Genomic DNA, 17,494 nt, shown 5'->3' on the forward strand with positions numbered 1-17,494 from the left:
CCGCACCCTTCAAGGCGCAGCAAGATGAATTGAATGATTTTGTTTAAGAGGATGGGTCCGCAGCGCGAACCCATCCATTCAGACCTGAAGGTCTTAGCTTGCCTTGTTGGAAGACACGGCAGCGTCGATGACATCCTGACCGATGTCGTCGCGGAATTTGTCCCAAACCGGCTTCATGGTGTTGACCCACTCGTCGCGCTGCTCAGGTGTCAGCTGGCGAACAACGCCACCGTTTTCGATGATCTTCTGCTTGTTTGCTTCATTGATCTCGGCGGCACGAGCGTTGTACTCGTCGGAAACCTCGTTGAAGATCTTCAGGAATTGGTCACGTGTGTCAGCTTCCAGGCTGTCGAGCCATTCCTGAGAGGTCACGGCCAGGTAGGTCAGCAGCTGGTGGTTGGTTTCCGTTGTACCGTCCTGAACTTCAAAGAACTTCTTGGTGTAAATGTTGGACCAGGTGTTTTCCTGACCGTCCACAACACCGGTCTGCAGCGCGCCATAAACTTCCTTGAAGGCGAGTTTTTGAGCGTTGGCACCCATGGCTTCAATCATGGCCACAGCCACGTCAGATGTCTGAACGCGGAACTTGAGGCCTTTGGCATCGCTCGGAACCAGCAGCGGCTTGTTCGCGGAGAACTGCTTCAGTCCATTGAAGACATAACCAAGACCGACAAATCCGTAGTCGGACATTGCGCCGAGCAGTTCCTGACCCTTGTCGCCTTTGGTGAAGGTGGTAACCGCATCCATGTTGGTGAACAGGAACGGAAGGTCGAACACACGGTATTTCAGGGTGTAGGATTCAAACTTGGACAAAGACGGAGCCGCAAGCTGCACGTCACCCAGAAGCAAGGCTTCCATCACCTTGTTGTCGTCAAAAAGCTGAGACGACGGGAACACCTGCATGCAGGCCTTGCCGTCCATTTCCGTGTTGATCCTGTCAGCAAGTGCATTCGCCATTTCACCTTTCGGGTGACCCTGTGCAGAAACGACGTGGCTGAATTTGATGACAACTTCGCCGTCGCCGCACTCGTCGGCCGCATGAGCCGCGGATGTCATGGCAAAAGAAGCTGCAGCAGCAGCGGCGATCACAAACTTTTTCATCTGATGTCCTCCCAGACATTTCAATATGGCGGCCGGTTGATCGGCCGGACAGCACCGGGGCTGGTCGCGAGTCTTATGGCAAGGCCCGTGCCAAATCGCATCAGAGGTCGATAAAACGCAGATTTCTCTAATTTTGGAATGCGCAATAGACACTCATCTTCGCGGAATACCCTCAAATGTGGGTCGGTTGCGACACAGACACTTCTTTGAATGTGTCGATTTCGACACATTTTTTGCATCAAAATGCCTTATTGCCAAAGCGCGCCGCTGTTCGGATCGTGATGAAGCGGTGTTGCCAGGGCCTTCAACTTCTCCGGATTACGAACAACAAATATGCCATCTATCCGTCCGTCCCCGTCGTAGCTCAGTGTCAGAGCAGTTACGACGCGCATGTTTTCCAGAACGACGATCCCGCGAAGACCGTTGATGCTGCAAGGTAATACAGGGGCACCTCCCCACAAGCGCCGAAGGATCAGCGCAACATATTTGGCCACATCTCCACGCCCCTCTAGGACACGGCCCAACGCGGTCGTCTTGCCGCCGCCATCAGACTGAAACCGAACCGTTTCTGAAAGCAGACCGCTGAGCTGTTCCGTAGACCCGCTTTCGAGCGCTTCCAGAAAAGCAGACAACATGCGTTTTTGATGGTCGGGGGGTGGCACAAAACGCGAGGCCGGGTCCTTGATATGCTTGGCAGCGCGAGACACAAGCTGTCGACAAGAGGGCACGCTGAGGTTCAAGGTTTCAGCGACGTCCTCATAAGGGGTGCCAAAGACCTCACGCAACAGATAAGCGGCGCGCTCTTTCGGGCTTAGCCGCTCCAAAAGCAACAGAAATGCTGTCGTCAATGATTGCGCCCGGTTCAGGTCTGCCTCCGGATCAGTGTCGCCGGCCAGCTGAAGCGGTTCGGGTATCCACGGACCCACATAGTCGAGCCGTTTTCTATGGGCTGCCTTCAAACCGTCCAGACAGCGGTTGGTACAGATTGTCGTCAGATAGGCATCTGCGTTGGCCACAGATGCCTTGTCCAGTTTCTGCCAGCTCAAGAACGTGTCCTGAACGGCGTCTTCGGCATCGGCCATGGAGCCGAGCATGCGATAAGCCAACCCAAGCAGGCGCGGGCGGGCAGTTTCAAACATGTCCATGCCCGATGCCTGTCTCATATCAGTGGTTTGAGACCTGAACCCGATTCCAGAGGTTTATCATGGCAATAGCCGCTGTGATTGCGCTGATCTGGGCATCTTCGAAGTGATTGCGCAAGTCGGCACGCAAGCGGCCATAGTCGGTGTCCGGGTTCAAATCGGTCAGGGCTTCCGTCCAGGCAAAGGCTGCTTTTTCAGCCGGCGTGAAATCGTCGACGTGACGCCAGACAACAAGTCTCTGCAACCGCTCCTGGCTTTCTCCATCTGCCAATGCTTCTTCCGTGTGCATCTTGACGCAGAATGCGCACTGATTCATCTGGGACGCCCGCAAGTCAACCAGATGGCGCAGTTTGGGAGCCAAGTCGGCATTTCCGATTTCACCGCTGGCGGCTATGAAGCTCTTTGCGACTGTGGGGATGTTCTGGTGGTGATTGACGGGAGTAACGTTGGTCATAAGTGTCTTCCATGCAATTTTGTTGAGACTACACACTGATGACGATCAAGCGACTGTGTTTGTGACATCGCAAAAGAAAATCTCTCAAAATGCTGCAAGTTCGTAAAATCCGGGAGCCTTGGAAGTTCCCTGATTGTTGGACTAAGCCGACAGCACTTCGTCTTTTCCGAGCTCGTATTTTCGCATCTTTTCATAAAGCGCCTTGCGGGACAGGCCCAGGTTTTCGTAGGTCGGCTTGATGGCCCCATCATTGCGTTTGAGCTCCGCAGCGATCAGCGTTCGCTCATAGCTGGCAACCTGCTCAAAAAGGGTAGCGCCGGCTCCGGACTGCACCTCAGGCATCTGCTCCAGCCCCAGAACGAACCTGTCTGCAACATTGCGCAGTTCACGCACGTTTCCGGGCCAGTCCCGCGTCATCAATCCAGCCAGATAATCATCCCCGATATCCGGGATTTCCCGCCTGTACCGTGCTCTGGCTTCAACTGTCAGGTGACGAAAGAGCAGAGGAATATCTTCCAAACGGTCGCGCAGGGGCGGGATCGCGACGTTGACGACATTCAACCGGTAAAAAAGATCAAGCCGGAAACGCCCTTCCTTGCCCGCCGCCTCCAGATCCTCTTTGGTTGCCGCGATAAAACGCACGTCGAGTTCAATAGGCTTGTTGGAGCCAAGCCGCTCGATCGTCCTGTTTTCGATGACACGCAAGAGTTTCACTTGAAGCTCCAGAGGCATCGATTCGATTTCATCCAGGAAAACCGTGCCGCCATGGGCATGTTCCAGCTTTCCAATGCGTTGCCCGCTGGCGCCTGTGAAAGCGCCCTTTTCGTGACCGAAGAGCTCCGATTCTATGATTTCCGCAGGCAATGCGCCGCAATTGAGCGCGACAAACGGTTTGTCCTTGCGCGGCCCTTCATCATGCAGAGCTCTTGAAACAACTTCCTTTCCCGAGCCGGTTTCGCCAAGGATCAACACATCCGCGTCCGTGGCCGCAAGCGCCGTCACATTTCGGCGCAGCAGCTCCATTGCCGGAGTCCGGCCTACCAGACGGCTCTCCAGACCAGTCCGGTCTGCGAGCTCTTCTCTGAGTTTCCTGTTTTCCAAAACAAGGCGGCGCCTGTCGAGCGCGCGTTCGACAACGGAGGCCAGGTGAGAAACCGAGAAGGGTTTTTCCAGAAAGTCATAGGCGCCCGCGCGCATGGCCTCGACCGCAAGCGGGACATCACCATGTCCCGTAATCAGCACGACCGGCAGCGCTGGATCAATTTCGAATGCCTGTTTCATAACCTGGAAACCGTCGGTTCCGGGCATTCTGATATCCGTGATCAGCACACCATAAAAATCGCGGCTGATCCGTTCCAGGGCCTCTTCGGCAACACCCGTCGCAAACACATCCTGGCCGGACAGTTCCAGGCCTTGGCCAAGGGATCTGCGCAGATCCTCTTCATCATCAACCAGCAAAACGGTGGCGTGGTCCATAAACTGCATCTTCCTATTCGGCCGCGAGGACAGTTTCGTCCGCCACCGGCAACCGCATTGTGAACACCGCGCCGCCGTCGTCGAGATTTGACGCTTTCAGCGAGCCGGAAAAGTCATGGACGATCTTGTAGGCGATCGACAAGCCCAAACCGAGCCCGGCCCCGACCTCCTTCGTTGTGAAGAAAGGGTCGAATATCTGCGGCAACACCTCGCCATCTATTCCCGGTCCATTGTCAGACACGGTCAGCACGGCCTCGGTACCCTGACGATGCAACGAGAGTTTTACATGAGGCAGTGGATTTGCGCCGACAGCATCCACGGCATTGGAGAGCAGATTGATCACCACCTGCTCAAGCCGAATGCGGCCCCCCTTAACGATGATGTCCTGTTCGGGCAGGTCGAGATCAAGCCGCACTTCTTTCTGCTTGATCTGCGGCTGAAGAAGCAGCGTTGCCTCATCGATCACCTGCCGCAACGAAACCGGCTTGATGTCTGTCCCCGATTTGCGTGTGAAGCCTTTCAGCGTTTTCGCAATTTCAGCCATCCGTGCCACCATGCCGCCAATCCTGGAAAGATTGGTTTTGGCCTCATCGGCCCGGTTCCGATCGATCAGCATGCCGGCAATTTCGGCATCGGAACGAATGGCGGCAAGCGGTTGATTGTATTCGTGGCTCAAGGCCGCCGACATGCGCCCGAGCGTCGCCAGTTTGGCGGCCTGAACCAATTCAGCCTGGGTCTGGCGCAGATTGGCTTCTGCCTGTTCGCGCTCCCGGACTTCCTGTTCCAGCAACACGTTCGTCTTGCGGAGGTCGGCCGTTCGGCTCTGGACCCGGCGTTCAAGACGAAGGGCCGAGGCCCTGTTCCTGCGCGCCTGACGCATGAAAGCCTCGCGCCTCGCGATCAATACCCAGATACCGCCCGCCGCGATAACGCACACAAGCAGGGCGACCAGCATGGCCCACCCGGCGCTCTGTCTGGCGTCCTTGATGTCGACCAAGGTTCTGACTTCCCAGCCCAGAACAGGCAGGTCTTCGGCAAGCTGCATATGCAAACCTGCATTTCGAGCTGCGGGCAACAGCAACTCGAGACGCCCCGGCAAGGTCAAGTCCGCAATATCAGAACCAGGATCGATATCATCGAACTGTTTCCCACGCCAAAAGGGTACATTTGTAACAACGACCCTGCCCGAACTGTTAATGGCAACAATCGGATCCTTGCTGAGGGCCCAGGCCTGTTCAACATCGTCGAGGCTGACCCTGACCGCCAAAACGCCGACCAGAGCATTGTTCCTGCGTAACGGAGACGCGAACACATAGTTGGACGGTGAAATGGGAGTTCCCGGGATCAATTGACGACCAAGTTGCCCCTGACGCGCTTGTTCAAATGCAATCCGGATGGTCTCGCTGCCACCGATAGCGCCAGCCGGAACGCCGCTCCTGCTGGAAACGGACACATTGCCTTGCGGATCCATGATCCAGACTTCCTCAGCCCCCGACATGCCGGCGGCGATGGCGGCAATACCCGGATCGGTGTTGTCGTGCTTTTCCAACAGCAACTGCGCGACATCAGGCCCACGTGCGAGCAAGGGAGACAAGAGGCGAAACTTGTCGAGAAGACGTTCCAGAACGGCAGACTGCACAGCCAGATTGGCCTCTGCCCGGGTTTCCTGCTCTGCAAGGGTAATGCGCAAACTCGCAAGCCCGGTCAGCCAGATAAGGGCAAGCGTGGCGACGACCATGACGGCCCCGATCGCAAATTTCAGCCTTTTCGAGGCCGGACGCTTGGTTCTGCTTATCATTCGGCCAGTATAACCAAGGATCTGCAAGCCGAAAGCCTGCCAATAGAAGCAGAAGGCACGCGAATTCTTCTAGAGTGTCAATTCGGCCTGGCTCGCAAGAGCTGGCGCTCTTTGCCGGCGGTCGATGGCTACACTCTTGATGAGAACGCTCACTCTTTTGCCTGCTGAGAGCCCGAGATCAGCAACAGATGCTCTGGTTATGCGGGCGCGCAATGTCTGTCCGCTTACAGAACACAGAATTTCCGCGTAGGGACCGGTTTCTTCAGAAATGCTGCTGATGGTTGCCTCGAAGCAATTGCGGATCGACAACCCTTTGGGCGGTGATAGCGCCAGAGCAACGTCCCGAGCCCTGATACGCAAGCGCACGGCATCGCCGATATCACCGACCTTGCCGGGGATCTGAAGAACCGCGGATCCGATATCGACAAGGCAAAGTCCCCATTCCTGGTCGATTCCTGCGATTTTTCCTTCAATAAGCGCACCGGCCTCGTGACGACCTGTTGCCCGACCAAGGTCTGTTCGCGTCAACATTTCGGCGACCGGACCGTAGGCTGGCGTTTGTCCGTCGGACAAGATCACCAGTGTGTTCGACAATCGCGCGACTTCTTCAATCGAGTGGCTGACATAAAGGATCGGCAATCCTGCTTCCACGCACAAGCGATCAAGATAGGGAAGAATGTCGTTGCGACGGGCCTGATCGAGATTGGCCAGAGGCTCGTCCATGATCAGCAGACGTGGATCTGAAAGAAGAGCCCGTCCGATTGCCACCCTCTGTCTTTCACCACCTGACAGCGTTGCCGGCTTGCGTTCAAGAAGGCTTTGAAGGCCCAGAAGTTCGACAACTTCACCAAAATCCCGACCGGGCGTGCGTCTTCCTGCCCAACGGGAATAGGTGAGGTTCGACTTGACGCTAAGATGCGGAAACAGGCGAGCGTCTTGAAAGACGTGACCGATCCGCCTTTGTTGAACTGGCAGATCGACACCGTTTGACGAATCGAAGACCACCGTGCCGTTGACGACAATGTGGCCCTTCTCCGGCTTGATCAGCCCTGCGATCATATTGGTCAGCGTTGTTTTGCCCGCGCCGGACTGGCCGAACAATGAGGTGACCCCGCCGGCACTTTCAAAGCAGGCGTTCAAGTCCATTTCGCCGAGTTTGCCAGTGATGTCGACGCTAAGCATCGGCACCCCCTATTCTGTTGCGCAATCGGCGCGCCAACAGTTCAGAGGCAATCAGTGCGGCAAATGCCACGAAGGCTGCAATCAGTGTCAAACGGAAGGCTGCAATGTCTCCGCTGGGTGTTTGTGTTGCCGTATAAAGCGCCAATGCCAACGTACGGGTCTCACCGGGAATGTTGGAGACAAACGTAATCGTAGCGCCAAATTCCCCCATCGCCTTGGCGAATCCCAAAATCGCGCCTCCAAGAATACCCGGAAGAGCGAGCGGCAGCGAAATAGTCAGGAAAGCCGTGAGCCGGCGCGCGCCAAGTGACTTGGCCGCATCTTCCAGCTTGGGATCAACTGCCTCAAATGAAAGGCGGATGGGGCGGACCATGAGCGGAAACGCCATGACGCCTGCGGCAAGTGCCGCACCGGTCCAGTTGAATGCAAAGCTGACGCCAAAGGTGTTGTCGAGAAAGGACCCGATTGGTCCCTTTTTGCCGAATGCCAGAAGAAGCACATAGCCCGTGACAACAGGTGGCAGAACAAGGGGCAGATGCACAAGGGCGTTGACAACACCGTGGCCGGGAAACCGAAACCGCGCAAGCAGATAGGCAACAAGAACGGCCATCGGAAGCGCAAATGCCAGGGCGACGCTTGCCACCTTGAGGGTCAGGATCAGAGCCTGCCATTCGGCCGGTTGAAGATCGAAAAAATCCACGTGCGCCCAGTCTGTTGGATCCAATGGCTGCGCCCGATCCGCAGCCTAGCCTTCCTTATCGGTTAGAAAGCCCGATGAGTGCAAGATCTCTTGCGCGACAGGTCCTGCGAGGAACTGAAGAAACCGGTCTGTGTGCGCATGTGACCCATTCACTGTTTGCGCGGCCAGATACCGGATCCTGGGGTGACGATCTTCGGGAAATTCGTAAACGACCAGCGCGTCGGGTGCGACAACTGCATCTGTCTGGTACACAAGACCAAAAGGAACGTCGCCGCGAGCCACCGCAGCCAACACGATACGCACATTGTCCATTGGCGCGAGATGCGACGAAACACGATCCCAAAGCCCGAGGGCTTGAAGGGCAGCTTTTCCATATCGGCCAGCGGGGACAGTTTCCGGGTCCGCAATTGCCAGACGCTCGCCCTCCAACCGCACTGGAAGGTCGGAAGCGCCAGGTTTGAGTTGTGGGCTGCCTGCCGGTGCCAACAATACAAGCCGATTGGATGCGATTTCTCGAACGGACCCCAGCACGACGGCCTGCCGATCAACGACATAGTCCATCCATTCCGCATCAGCTGATACGAACGCATCGGCGGGTGCACCTGCTTCTATCTGGCGCGCAAGCGTTCCGGTTCCGGCAAAGGAAAAGAGAACACTCGTTCCGCTTTCTTCGGCGAAGGCCGTACCGATTTCTTCCATCGCCTCGCGCATGCTGGCCGCCGCAAATACGGTGAGTGGCTGATCGGCCCGCGCAGGAACAACCAGCAAGATCGACAGTACAAGGGCTTTTAAGATGTCCAGCAAGCAGTCACCACTTTTTCGATTTCACGATGCATCAGCATTTATGCACCATCCAAAAACGCATCAATAGGCCAGCCTGTTTCTTCTGAAGGCGATTTGGGTTGTTCACGCGATTGTCTTCGCCTGCTTCAACTTGAAAAGACAAGAGCGCCAATCAATTCTGCCTTTAGCCGGGTCGGGCGAAAACACAAGTCATTCGGTAACTTCAGACGAATGCGAGAGGAATGACATATGACAATCGAACTGGTTTCACAGGTCCCTGATGTCGACATCTATCTGCAACTGCGCACGAATGGTGGCCTGAGCGGTTATGACCGGAACGCTGCCGAAATCGGATTGAAGAACAGCCTTTTCTCCGTTCTGTTGCTGGACGAGGGAACACCGATTGGCATGGGACGCCTGATCGGCGACGGCGGCTGTTTCGTTCAAGTGACCGACATAGTCGTGCTGCCCGCGTACCAGGGCCTGGGATTGGGGAAGCGTATCATGGCAGCCCTGACCGAATTCATAGAAACCAGACTCCCACCGACAACCTATGTCAGTCTGATCGCCGACGTGCCTGCAAACAAGCTTTATGAACAGTTCGGCTTTCGTGAGACCGCCCCAGCCTCTATTGGCATGTCCAGGCGGTCAAGCTGACCCTGTTTACGTAATTCTTACGCCTGCACCACTAGAATGAAGCTCCATCGGCTCCGGGGTTTTTGCAAGTGTCCAATCAGGTTCAGCGCAATCTGGAAAACGCATTCCTATTCGTTTTCAGGACAACTCGCGCAGTGTACCGCCCGCTCAAATCCTGGATTGGGGCCGGATTGCTCGGTCTTTTTATCCTGATGACAGCCGCCGTGGTGCATGTTTTTCCGCTCTCCAACTGGGATATGTTCGCCTATACTGCGGTCATTCTCGAACCAGCGGCGGAAGACAGAAACGATCTGCATCGGCAGACATACGGGTTTGTGAGGGAGAACCTTTCGGAGGGTGAATTCCTTACGCTGACACAGGACAGGCCCTACCGGATCCGTCAGGCGCAAGATCCGGACGCTTTCGTGACGATGCTCAGCTTCTATCGCCTGAAGATCCTATATGTTGAAACGGCAAAACTGCTAAGCGGTTTCATGGATCCGGTGAAGGCGTTGCGGCTTGTTTCATTTGTGTCTGCCATTGCCGTTGGAGCACTACTGATGATTTGGCTCGCCCGAACGGGTACGCTGATGTATGGACCGGTTATCGTTGCTCTTTTGATCTTTGCGGATTTCGGCGGTACTGCCCAGCTGATCTCACCGGATCTTTATGCCACGGTTTTTCTGCTCGCCGCAGCGTTCCTTTATCTGGAACGGCTAGATATTGCGTCAGCCGCATGCCTGGTTGCGGCCTTTTTAATCCGACCCGACCATCTGGCCTTCATCGGTGTCTTTTTCGTCTTCGCCGCCATTTATGGCCATGGCCGATGGACCATGACGGGCTGTTTTGTTGTCTGCTTCGGTATTTATTATTGGCTGACACGCGTATCCGATCATCCCGGCTGGTGGGTTCATATGTGGTTCACCCACGTGGAATATGTTCCAACGCTTGAAGGGTTCGACCCTCCTTTTTCTCCAATTACTTATGTTCAGATGCTCGTGCGTTCGACGGTCAGGTCGTTGATGAGCCAAACGTGGCTTGCGCTGCTCTTTGCCGAGATGCTGTTCTTCGCCAAATGCATCACGCTGTCCGAACTGCGTGACCGGGAACGCGTACTACTCTATGCCGTCGTTGCATCTATCTGTGCCAAATATCTCGTGTTTCCGCATTTCGAGACGCGCTTTTATCTGCCGTATCTCACGATCATCGGCATGGTTCTGTTGGTTGCCTGGCATCGCCAAAGGGAACCCCGCGCCAATGTCAGTCCCTGAGTCTGACGAACTGCTCGCAAATCGGGTCGTTTCCGGAAAAGCCCCCTCCTAATGTTGTTTCGAACTACTAGGAGCCCACCATGTTTCAGATACACCCACTTCCAGCAAACGAGTTCTCGCACCTTTTTGGCCTTTCAGACGCCCAATTGGCCGAAAAGAAAGTCCAGGTGCTCATTTCCGACGGCGCTTTCCCTTGCCGCGTATCGCTCACCGATGTTGCAGCAGGAGAACGGGTTCTTCTGCTCAATTTCGAACATCAGCCCGGCGATACTCCCTATAGGTCGCGTCACGCAATTTTTGTCAAAGACGACGCCCATGAAGCCGAGCTGGAAGCCGATGTCATTCCCCAATCCATTGTTTCCCGATTTCTGTCCGTGCGTGCCTTCAACAGGCAGCATGAGATAATCGACGCAGACGTTGTGAAGGGAACGGAGGTTGAAACCCTGATAGCTTCCTTTTTTGAAAACCCCGATGTCGACTATCTTCACCTGCACTATGCGGGACGCGGCTGTTTCGCAGCCAAAGTGACCCGCGCACAGGCGTAGGCACCAGCGGGCAAGCTTCGAATTTCAATCGTCCTGAAAGGCTCTTGTTGAGTTCTTCAGGACGATTTTTTGTGTTTTGTCCAGCGCAGTGTATGTGGACACGTTCGAAAATGGCCTCAGGCCCGGGAAATTGACGCCCCGTGCAGCGAATTGGCGCATGCAAGCCCTCGACCAACGCTCCAATTGGCGCCCTTTTTCAGGTTAAACTGGATCTTACGCGGAACGCGCCTCACCCGCATAAAGGAACGAAATGCCGTTTGAAACTTCAGGTTACTCGTGTAGCCTGATACTATCATAGGGAGTATTGCGTCATGCCAACTGCAGCCAGCCGCCGCACCGCCTTCAAAGCATTGCACGAAAAAGGCAGAGCCTTCCTCATGCCCAACCCTTTTGATATCGGTTCTGCCCGAATTCTCGATGGTCTGCGTTTTGACGCAATGGCCACGTCGAGTGCCGGCTATGCGTGGACACAGGGTGTGCGCGATGCTGAGGGACTGATCAGCAGGGATGCTGCGCTGGCACATGCTGCGGACATTATCGGGGCCTGTGGTGTTCCGGTAAACGGCGACCTTGAAAACGGCTTCGGCGACGCACCCGAAGAGGTCGTGGAGACTGTGAAAGGAGCCATAGAAGTCGGCCTCGCAGGCTGCTCTATCGAGGACTACACGACTGATCCCAAAAACCCCTATTATTCACTCGAACTCGCAGTGGAGCGTATCAAGGCGGCAGTTGATGCAAAAAATGCGATCGCTCCAGACTTTGTTCTGACCGCGCGCAGCGAAGGTCCGGTCAAGACGGATCACGAACTGGAAGAAACAATCAAGAGACTGAACGCCTTCGTCGAAGCCGGGGCCGATTGTGTTTATGCACCCCAGCTGAAGGACAAGGACCAGATCGTGCATGTTCTGTCCAAGGTCAATGCGCCGCTCAACATCCTCGCCGGGCGGAAGAACTTTCATTTAACGCGCAAGGAACTCGGTGACCTCGGCGTTACCCGCGTTTCAATCGGGGCTGGTCTTGCCCGTATTGCCTATGGTGCCTTCATCGCCGCCGCCGAAGACATGAAAGACGGAGGTTCATTCGGCAGTTTCGACCGCGCTGACAGCGTCGCCGACAGTACGGTCGACTTTGAATCCTTCATGAAAGCCCGTCCTTGACAGCATCTCAAAGACATTCGTCTGCAGGCGCACCAACACGTGCGGCTTCAGGCGACGGCCCAGAGATCAGCGACTTGGCGCATAGGGCTTTTGAGCACTATGTGCCCGTCATGAACGCGATCCCCGTGCCGATGTCTGCTGACTACAGTGCAATGATCCGGGAGCACGAAGTCTGGGTTCTGCGGGACGGTGACACCATTGTTGCGAGCCTGGTGCTGATCTGGCGCTCCGACCATCTTCTGCTTGAAAGCGTGGCCGTAGATCCAGGCAGCCAGGGCAGCGGGTATGGCAGAAAGATGCTGGACTGGGCGCTGAAACGAGCCAGGGAGGCCCCCGTGCCAGAAATTCGCCTCTACACGAATATCCTCATGGCGGAGAACAGGGATTGGTACCTGCGTGCAGGTTTCGTTGAAACCCACGAGGAACAGCGCGGCGATAAGCACATCGTGCACATGAGTTACCGACTTTGATGCGTTTGCTCAGAGTTTCGTACCGTAGGTGAGTACCAGCGGCAGTGTGATCAGCGTCAAAAGTGTGGAGACAAAAATGAAGCCTGCAACACCGGCAGCTTCCTCAGTCTGATATTGAGAGACGGCCAGATAGGTTGCGACTGAAGGCGGCATGAAGCAAAGCAGCACAATGACGTTCTCGACCTTGGAATCCAGCGCCAGAACATACGTCAACGTGAAGGCTGCGATGGCTGCCATTCCGACATGCAACACCGACAAAAGAACCGCACGGGACAGATTACTCAACTTGAGAGTTGCCAGGCTGAAACCGAGCGTTAACAGCATGATAGGGATGGCAAGTCCCGCCAGTATATCGAGGCTTTGATCCAGGGGCTGGGGAAGCTTGGCTCCACTGGCCATCAGTGCCAGAGCAATGATCACCGCATAAATGACGGGCTGACGCGCCAGCGCAGCGAAATTGGGCCGCCCCATGGGCAGTGCAACGCCTATTGTGAAAATAGCGGTCAAAACCACAGCGATGAACCCGATTGCAACCGCGGCACCTTCTGGCCCAAATGCCAGTGTCGAGACCGGCAGCCCAATATTGCCCACATTGGTGAGCATCATGGGCGCTAAATATGCCTTGATCGGGATCTTCAGGAGCTTCAAAAGCAAAAAGCCGACGCTGCCAAATATCAGGATCATCCCGATTGCCGCGATCACGACCGTCAAAAAGGTGCCGACCTGCACGTGTTCCTTGGCAAGATGTGACAGCACAAGAGCCGGATAGCCGACATTTGACACCAGACTGCCGAACAATTTTGTGTCAAACGGCGCTTTGACGATGGCGAGCGCATAGCCAAGCAAAACGCACAGCATGACCGGAAGCATGATGTTGACGATATGGCCGAGGATTTCCGTCATGCCGAGTTCCCGGATTGGTTGATTGGCTGAAAGACTATCTGAACAGCACGATGACGGGAATCCCAGCCCTTGAACCAAAGAGACCCGGCGCTCTTGTGCGACAAAGCAAAGAGTGCCGGGCCATGTCGGTTGACGGACGATGGCCGGTTGCTAGGAATCGCCCCAGTTTCGGGCGCCCTTATCCTTCATGATCCGTCGAACCATCTTGCCGAATGTTTTGTCTTTCGATCTGCGCTCGGCCAGGCTGGACGAGTTGAAGGCCTCTTCAGACTTCAGTTTCCGCCATCGTTGAAGCCTTGAAGCGTCGAGTTGTCCTTGCAAAATGGCTGCCTGGACGGCGCAACCGGGTTCCGTCTGATGAAGACAGTCCCGAAAACGACATGAGGCAGCCAGTTCGTTCAGATCCGAGAAGAGTTCATCAATTCCGGCAGCAACATCGGCCAGCTGCAGCTCGCGCATGCCAGGCGTGTCCAGAACAAGGCAACCGCCTGGAACCAGATGCAATTGTCGGCGGGTCGTCGTGTGACGCCCTTTTGCATCGTCTTCGCGGATCGCTCGTGTCTCGATCGCGTCGGACCCGGACAAGGCATTGGTCAACGTCGATTTACCGACACCCGAAGATCCCAGAAACGCGACCGTCCGACCGGCTCTGCACCAGTCGGCCAGCTTTGCAACCGGCTCATCGCCGCGTGCATCCAGGGTCACGACAGGGACCAGATCAGAGACGCGTTCGGCTTGCCGGACAAAGTCGGCAGGATCGGTAACAAGGTCCGATTTGGTCAATACAATCACAGGCTCAATTTCAGCTTCAAAGCAAAGTGCTATGTAGCGTTCGAGCCGTGCAATATTGAAGTCCTGGTTGCAGGACGACACAATGAAAGCCGTGTCAATGTTGGCTGCGATCAGCTGGATCTGGCGATCCGTTCCAGGTGCGCGGCGCTTCAGCAGGCTCTTGCGCTCCAGAAGTCGGCTTGAAGCCAAATGGACTTCATCAAGAAGCAGCCAATCTCCAACTGTTGCGTCGGAACGTGGCGGGATCGTCTGATCCGTTCCGTCTCCGAGAACATGCAGACCATTGCGGTGCACTTCGACGACCCGGACAGGTGGTGTCATGATCAGGTCATCAGCACTGAGCTGCTGAGCGAAATGAGATTGCCAGCCAAGCTTCTGAAGCGATGAAATGGGCTGATCGGACCCACCGCTTTTTGGACCGGAGGGAAAAAAGTCCGAATAGTTTCGTGTCATTTGAGGTCTCGTGATTTAAACACACGTCATCGGGCGCCCAGCAGGGCACCGTTTCATGTATTTGAGGCTCTCTGAATTCCAGAGCGCCTGCTCACGCAAGCTCTGACATAAAAACTCCGTTGCACGCCGACGTTGGCGCTTCATGAAGCTAAGGGCTGAGGCCCCGGGATTCAAGTCTGGTGAAGACGGTACATTTTTGAAGCTGTTACTCCGGCCGCTCACCGACGTAAGCTGCTCTGGGTCGGATTTGCTCATGGGAGGCATATTGTTCCAGCGCATGAGCGATCCAGCCTGTGATGCGGGCGGCGCAGAAAATGATCTTGCCGGCATCTCTCGGAAGGTCATAGGTTTTCTGGATTGCAGCCAGAGAAAAATCGACATTCGGTGAAAGGCCATAAAGATCCCGAGCTGATGCTATCAGGCTGGGCAAACGGTCCACAAACGGGTGCTTCGGTTCGTTCTGACACAGCAAATCGAGCAGGCAGTCCGCACGCGGATCTTTGTCACCGTAGATGGAATGACCGAAACCAGGCAACTGTTCCCCGCGGCTGAGTCGATCGGAGAGAGCGGCTTCAATATCGCTTTCCGGCCCAATCTCCGACAGCCATGCACTCGTGCGATCAGAAGCGGCACCGTGACGAGGTCCCGTGAAAGCACCGAGACCCGACAGCAATGCCGCGTGCAGCGGCGCTCTTGTCGAGGCTGCACACCGCGCTGCAAACGCGCTTGTGTTCAGTTCATGATCGGCGCTGAGCACCAATGCTGACCGAATTGCGTTCTTTGCGTTCGACGATGCTCCGAAACACTCGGCAATTTGCGTATGGATAGGTTGAGCACTTGGCTTGGTATCCAGCAATGCGGCAACACCGAAGCGCAGCAATGCGGCACCCTTGATCTTCAAAAGCTTCGGGGCCTGGGTGAAGGCTGCCTTATCCTGCAAGGGCCAGGAAGCAAGCGCCATCATCAATCGGTCCAGAGGACCCAATCCCTGGGGAAGGTTCGGGAGGTCTGCCGGAGCCGCTTCCGCAAAAGGATCCTCTTCGGAGTTCCACAACAGTGTGGCGACGGTTTCCAGTGTCGAGTTTCGCGCAAGGTCACGGGCAAGGCGCCCTCGATAAACCGGCCCATCTTCCGAGATAAGCGTCAGCTCGGTTTCAAGCACCGGATCCCCCGTCAAGGGCCTGGATCCTGCAGTTTCTTCAACCGACTTGCGCCCCTTGAGCCTTCTGACATCGCCTGCGTCATAGCGGCGTTGTTTGCCTGGTCCGGCGACAGAAGAAATCAATCCACGGCTAACATAGGCGTAGAGCGTTGCCGGTTGAACGCCGAGCTCTGTAGCCGCCTCGCGGGCCGAGAGATAGACAGGCTTTGACATGTATTGATTGTATTTATCAATATTGATCAATGCAAGGCACTCTTTCTACATGTGCGTGAACCAAAAAGGAGATGCCCATGACAGAAGCCCCAAATCCCGCCCGGATGACGCCGGACCCGATTGCCGGACTTGAAGGGGTTGTCGCCGCGACAACGCATTTGAGTGACGTTGATGGTGAAAACGGCGTGCTTGTTCTTCGCGGCCGCCGCATTGAGGACCTTGCTGGCAAGATGCCATTCGAGGCCGCCGTTCAACACCTCTGGCAAGATCTCGAGGTGTCAGGAGCCTTTTCGCTTCAAACGGATTTCGCACGGGCGCGCCGCGCTGCCTTTGCTGTCGTCCCGATACTGGAGAAAGCTTCTGCAACGTTGCCAGTCTATGAATACATGCAGCTCGGCCTGGCTGCGCTGCCAATGACCGACGATATCCCCGAGCCGATTGCGATCAGCGGTGCGTTGCCCGTTTTTCTTGCCGCAGCGTACAGGATCTCTGCAGGTGAAAAACCAATCGCGCCGGACCTTTCGGTTGGATCAGCTGCCGATCTCCTGCACATGCTGACCGGCGAAGCGCCGACAAAATATTTCGCCGATGCGCTGGACCGCTATCTCGTTACCATCTTGGACCACGGACTGAACGCTTCGACCTTCACCGCAAGGGTGATCGGGTCAACTGATGCGGGTTTGAAACAGGCCGTACTCGGCGCAATGGGCGCGCTAAGCGGCCCTCTTCATGGTGGAGCGCCAGGCCCGGTCCTCGACATGATCGACGCCATCGGCACGCCGGACGCTGCCGCCGGGTGGATTGACGCGGCGCTTGCCCGCAAGGAACGCCTTATGGGGTTCGGTCACCGGATCTACCGAACCCGGGATCCGCGCGCCGATGTCCTCAAAGACGGGTTGCGCATTCTTGGAGAAGAGAATCCGAAAGTCGGACTGGCGGAAGACATCGAAGAGGCCGCCCTCGTGGCGCTCAAAAGAGCAAAGCCGGACCGTCCGCTGGACACCAATGTCGAATTCTATACGGCCGTCCTGCTTGACGCCGTCGGTATCGATCGAACGTTGTTCACACCGCTCTTTGCCGTCGGCAGAACTCCAGGGTGGTGCGCCCATGTTCTGGAACAACAAAAATACGGCAGATTGATCCGGCCAGCGTCACAGTATGTAGGACCAGCCCCGGAATAAGCTTGTTGGCGAAACTCACATCGCCAGAAATGAATAAGGCCTGACGTCAAGCGTCAGGCCCATGCTTCAAAACGG

The 17,494-nt window shown here is 55.9% G+C and carries 17 protein-coding genes; 6 read left to right on the forward strand and 11 right to left on the reverse strand.

Annotated features, from left to right (window positions below):
* Nucleotides 1-93 precede the first annotated feature (93 nt).
* The 8 genes from FIV00_RS01030 to modA form a co-directional block, all read right to left on the reverse strand.
* Nucleotides 94-1,101, reverse strand: coding sequence for a DctP family TRAP transporter solute-binding subunit (locus FIV00_RS01030; RefSeq protein WP_152499075.1), 1,008 nt, complete (start codon nt 1,099-1,101; stop codon nt 94-96).
* A 248-nt stretch (nt 1,102-1,349) separates the two neighbouring features.
* Nucleotides 1,350-2,246 carry an RNA polymerase sigma factor SigJ gene (gene sigJ / locus FIV00_RS01035; RefSeq protein WP_209006759.1) on the reverse strand — a complete coding sequence of 299 codons (897 nt, stop codon included), beginning with the start codon at nt 2,244-2,246 and terminating at the stop codon, nt 1,350-1,352.
* A gap of 19 nt (nt 2,247-2,265) precedes the next feature.
* Entirely contained in the window at nt 2,266-2,697 is a 432-nt protein-coding gene (locus FIV00_RS01040; RefSeq protein WP_152499077.1) for a carboxymuconolactone decarboxylase family protein, read from the reverse strand.
* 141 nt (nt 2,698-2,838) lie between these two features.
* On the reverse strand, nt 2,839-4,173 hold the full coding sequence (locus FIV00_RS01045) for a sigma-54 dependent transcriptional regulator (protein WP_152499078.1): 1,335 nt from the start codon (nt 4,171-4,173) through the stop codon (nt 2,839-2,841).
* Nucleotides 4,174-4,186: 13 nt separating this feature from the next.
* Nucleotides 4,187-5,971, reverse strand: a complete 1,785-nt coding sequence (locus FIV00_RS01050) for an ATP-binding protein (RefSeq protein ID WP_152499079.1) — start codon at nt 5,969-5,971, stop codon at nt 4,187-4,189.
* Nucleotides 5,972-6,040: 69 nt separating this feature from the next.
* Nucleotides 6,041-7,159 carry a molybdenum ABC transporter ATP-binding protein gene (gene modC / locus FIV00_RS01055; RefSeq protein WP_173005830.1) on the reverse strand — a complete coding sequence of 373 codons (1,119 nt, stop codon included), beginning with the start codon at nt 7,157-7,159 and terminating at the stop codon, nt 6,041-6,043.
* Nucleotides 7,146-7,853, reverse strand: coding sequence for a molybdate ABC transporter permease subunit (gene modB, locus FIV00_RS01060; RefSeq protein WP_152504056.1), 708 nt, complete (start codon nt 7,851-7,853; stop codon nt 7,146-7,148). The genes modC and modB overlap by 14 nt, the downstream gene beginning before the upstream one ends.
* Before the next feature lie 45 nt (nt 7,854-7,898).
* Nucleotides 7,899-8,657, reverse strand: coding sequence for a molybdate ABC transporter substrate-binding protein (modA, locus tag FIV00_RS01065; RefSeq protein ID WP_152499081.1), 759 nt, complete (start codon nt 8,655-8,657; stop codon nt 7,899-7,901).
* Between the two features lie 228 nt (nt 8,658-8,885).
* Here modA and FIV00_RS01070 point away from each other — a divergent pair, with 228 nt between their 5' ends.
* The 5 genes from FIV00_RS01070 to FIV00_RS01090 all read left to right on the forward strand — a co-directional run bounded on the left by FIV00_RS01070 (nt 8,886) and on the right by FIV00_RS01090 (nt 12,715).
* Entirely contained in the window at nt 8,886-9,293 is a 408-nt protein-coding gene (locus FIV00_RS01070; protein WP_152499082.1) for a GNAT family N-acetyltransferase, read from the forward strand.
* A gap of 134 nt (nt 9,294-9,427) precedes the next feature.
* Entirely contained in the window at nt 9,428-10,543 is a 1,116-nt protein-coding gene (locus FIV00_RS01075; protein ID WP_209006760.1) for a hypothetical protein, read from the forward strand.
* 80 nt (nt 10,544-10,623) lie between these two features.
* Nucleotides 10,624-11,088 (forward strand): DUF1203 domain-containing protein, encoded by a 465-nt coding sequence (locus FIV00_RS01080; protein ID WP_152499084.1) that lies wholly within the window; start codon nt 10,624-10,626, stop codon nt 11,086-11,088.
* Between the two features lie 311 nt (nt 11,089-11,399).
* Nucleotides 11,400-12,245 carry an oxaloacetate decarboxylase gene (locus tag FIV00_RS01085; protein WP_152499085.1) on the forward strand — a complete coding sequence of 282 codons (846 nt, stop codon included), beginning with the start codon at nt 11,400-11,402 and terminating at the stop codon, nt 12,243-12,245.
* Nucleotides 12,242-12,715 (forward strand): GNAT family N-acetyltransferase, encoded by a 474-nt coding sequence (locus tag FIV00_RS01090; protein WP_152499086.1) that lies wholly within the window; start codon nt 12,242-12,244, stop codon nt 12,713-12,715. The genes FIV00_RS01085 and FIV00_RS01090 overlap by 4 nt, the downstream gene beginning before the upstream one ends.
* Before the next feature lie 9 nt (nt 12,716-12,724).
* Here the strand turns inward: FIV00_RS01090 and FIV00_RS01095 are convergent, their stop codons facing one another.
* The 3 genes from FIV00_RS01095 to FIV00_RS01105 form a co-directional block, all read right to left on the reverse strand.
* On the reverse strand, nt 12,725-13,618 hold the full coding sequence (locus FIV00_RS01095; protein WP_209006761.1) for an AEC family transporter: 894 nt from the start codon (nt 13,616-13,618) through the stop codon (nt 12,725-12,727).
* 150 nt (nt 13,619-13,768) lie between these two features.
* A complete protein-coding gene (rsgA, locus tag FIV00_RS01100) occupies nt 13,769-14,863 on the reverse strand; it encodes a ribosome small subunit-dependent GTPase A (protein WP_152499087.1) in 1,095 nt (364 codons plus the stop codon).
* 205 nt (nt 14,864-15,068) lie between these two features.
* On the reverse strand, nt 15,069-16,268 hold the full coding sequence (locus FIV00_RS01105) for a citrate/2-methylcitrate synthase (RefSeq protein WP_209006762.1): 1,200 nt from the start codon (nt 16,266-16,268) through the stop codon (nt 15,069-15,071).
* A 47-nt stretch (nt 16,269-16,315) separates the two neighbouring features.
* On the opposite strand from FIV00_RS01105, the gene FIV00_RS01110 reads away from it, so the two are divergent.
* Nucleotides 16,316-17,419, forward strand: a complete 1,104-nt coding sequence (locus FIV00_RS01110) for a citrate synthase/methylcitrate synthase (RefSeq protein ID WP_152499088.1) — start codon at nt 16,316-16,318, stop codon at nt 17,417-17,419.
* Nucleotides 17,420-17,494: the final 75 nt, after the last annotated feature.

The organism is Labrenzia sp. THAF82, from assembly GCF_009363435.1.
In the GTDB taxonomy this organism is placed as follows: Bacteria; Pseudomonadota; Alphaproteobacteria; order Rhizobiales; family Stappiaceae; genus Roseibium; species Roseibium porphyridii.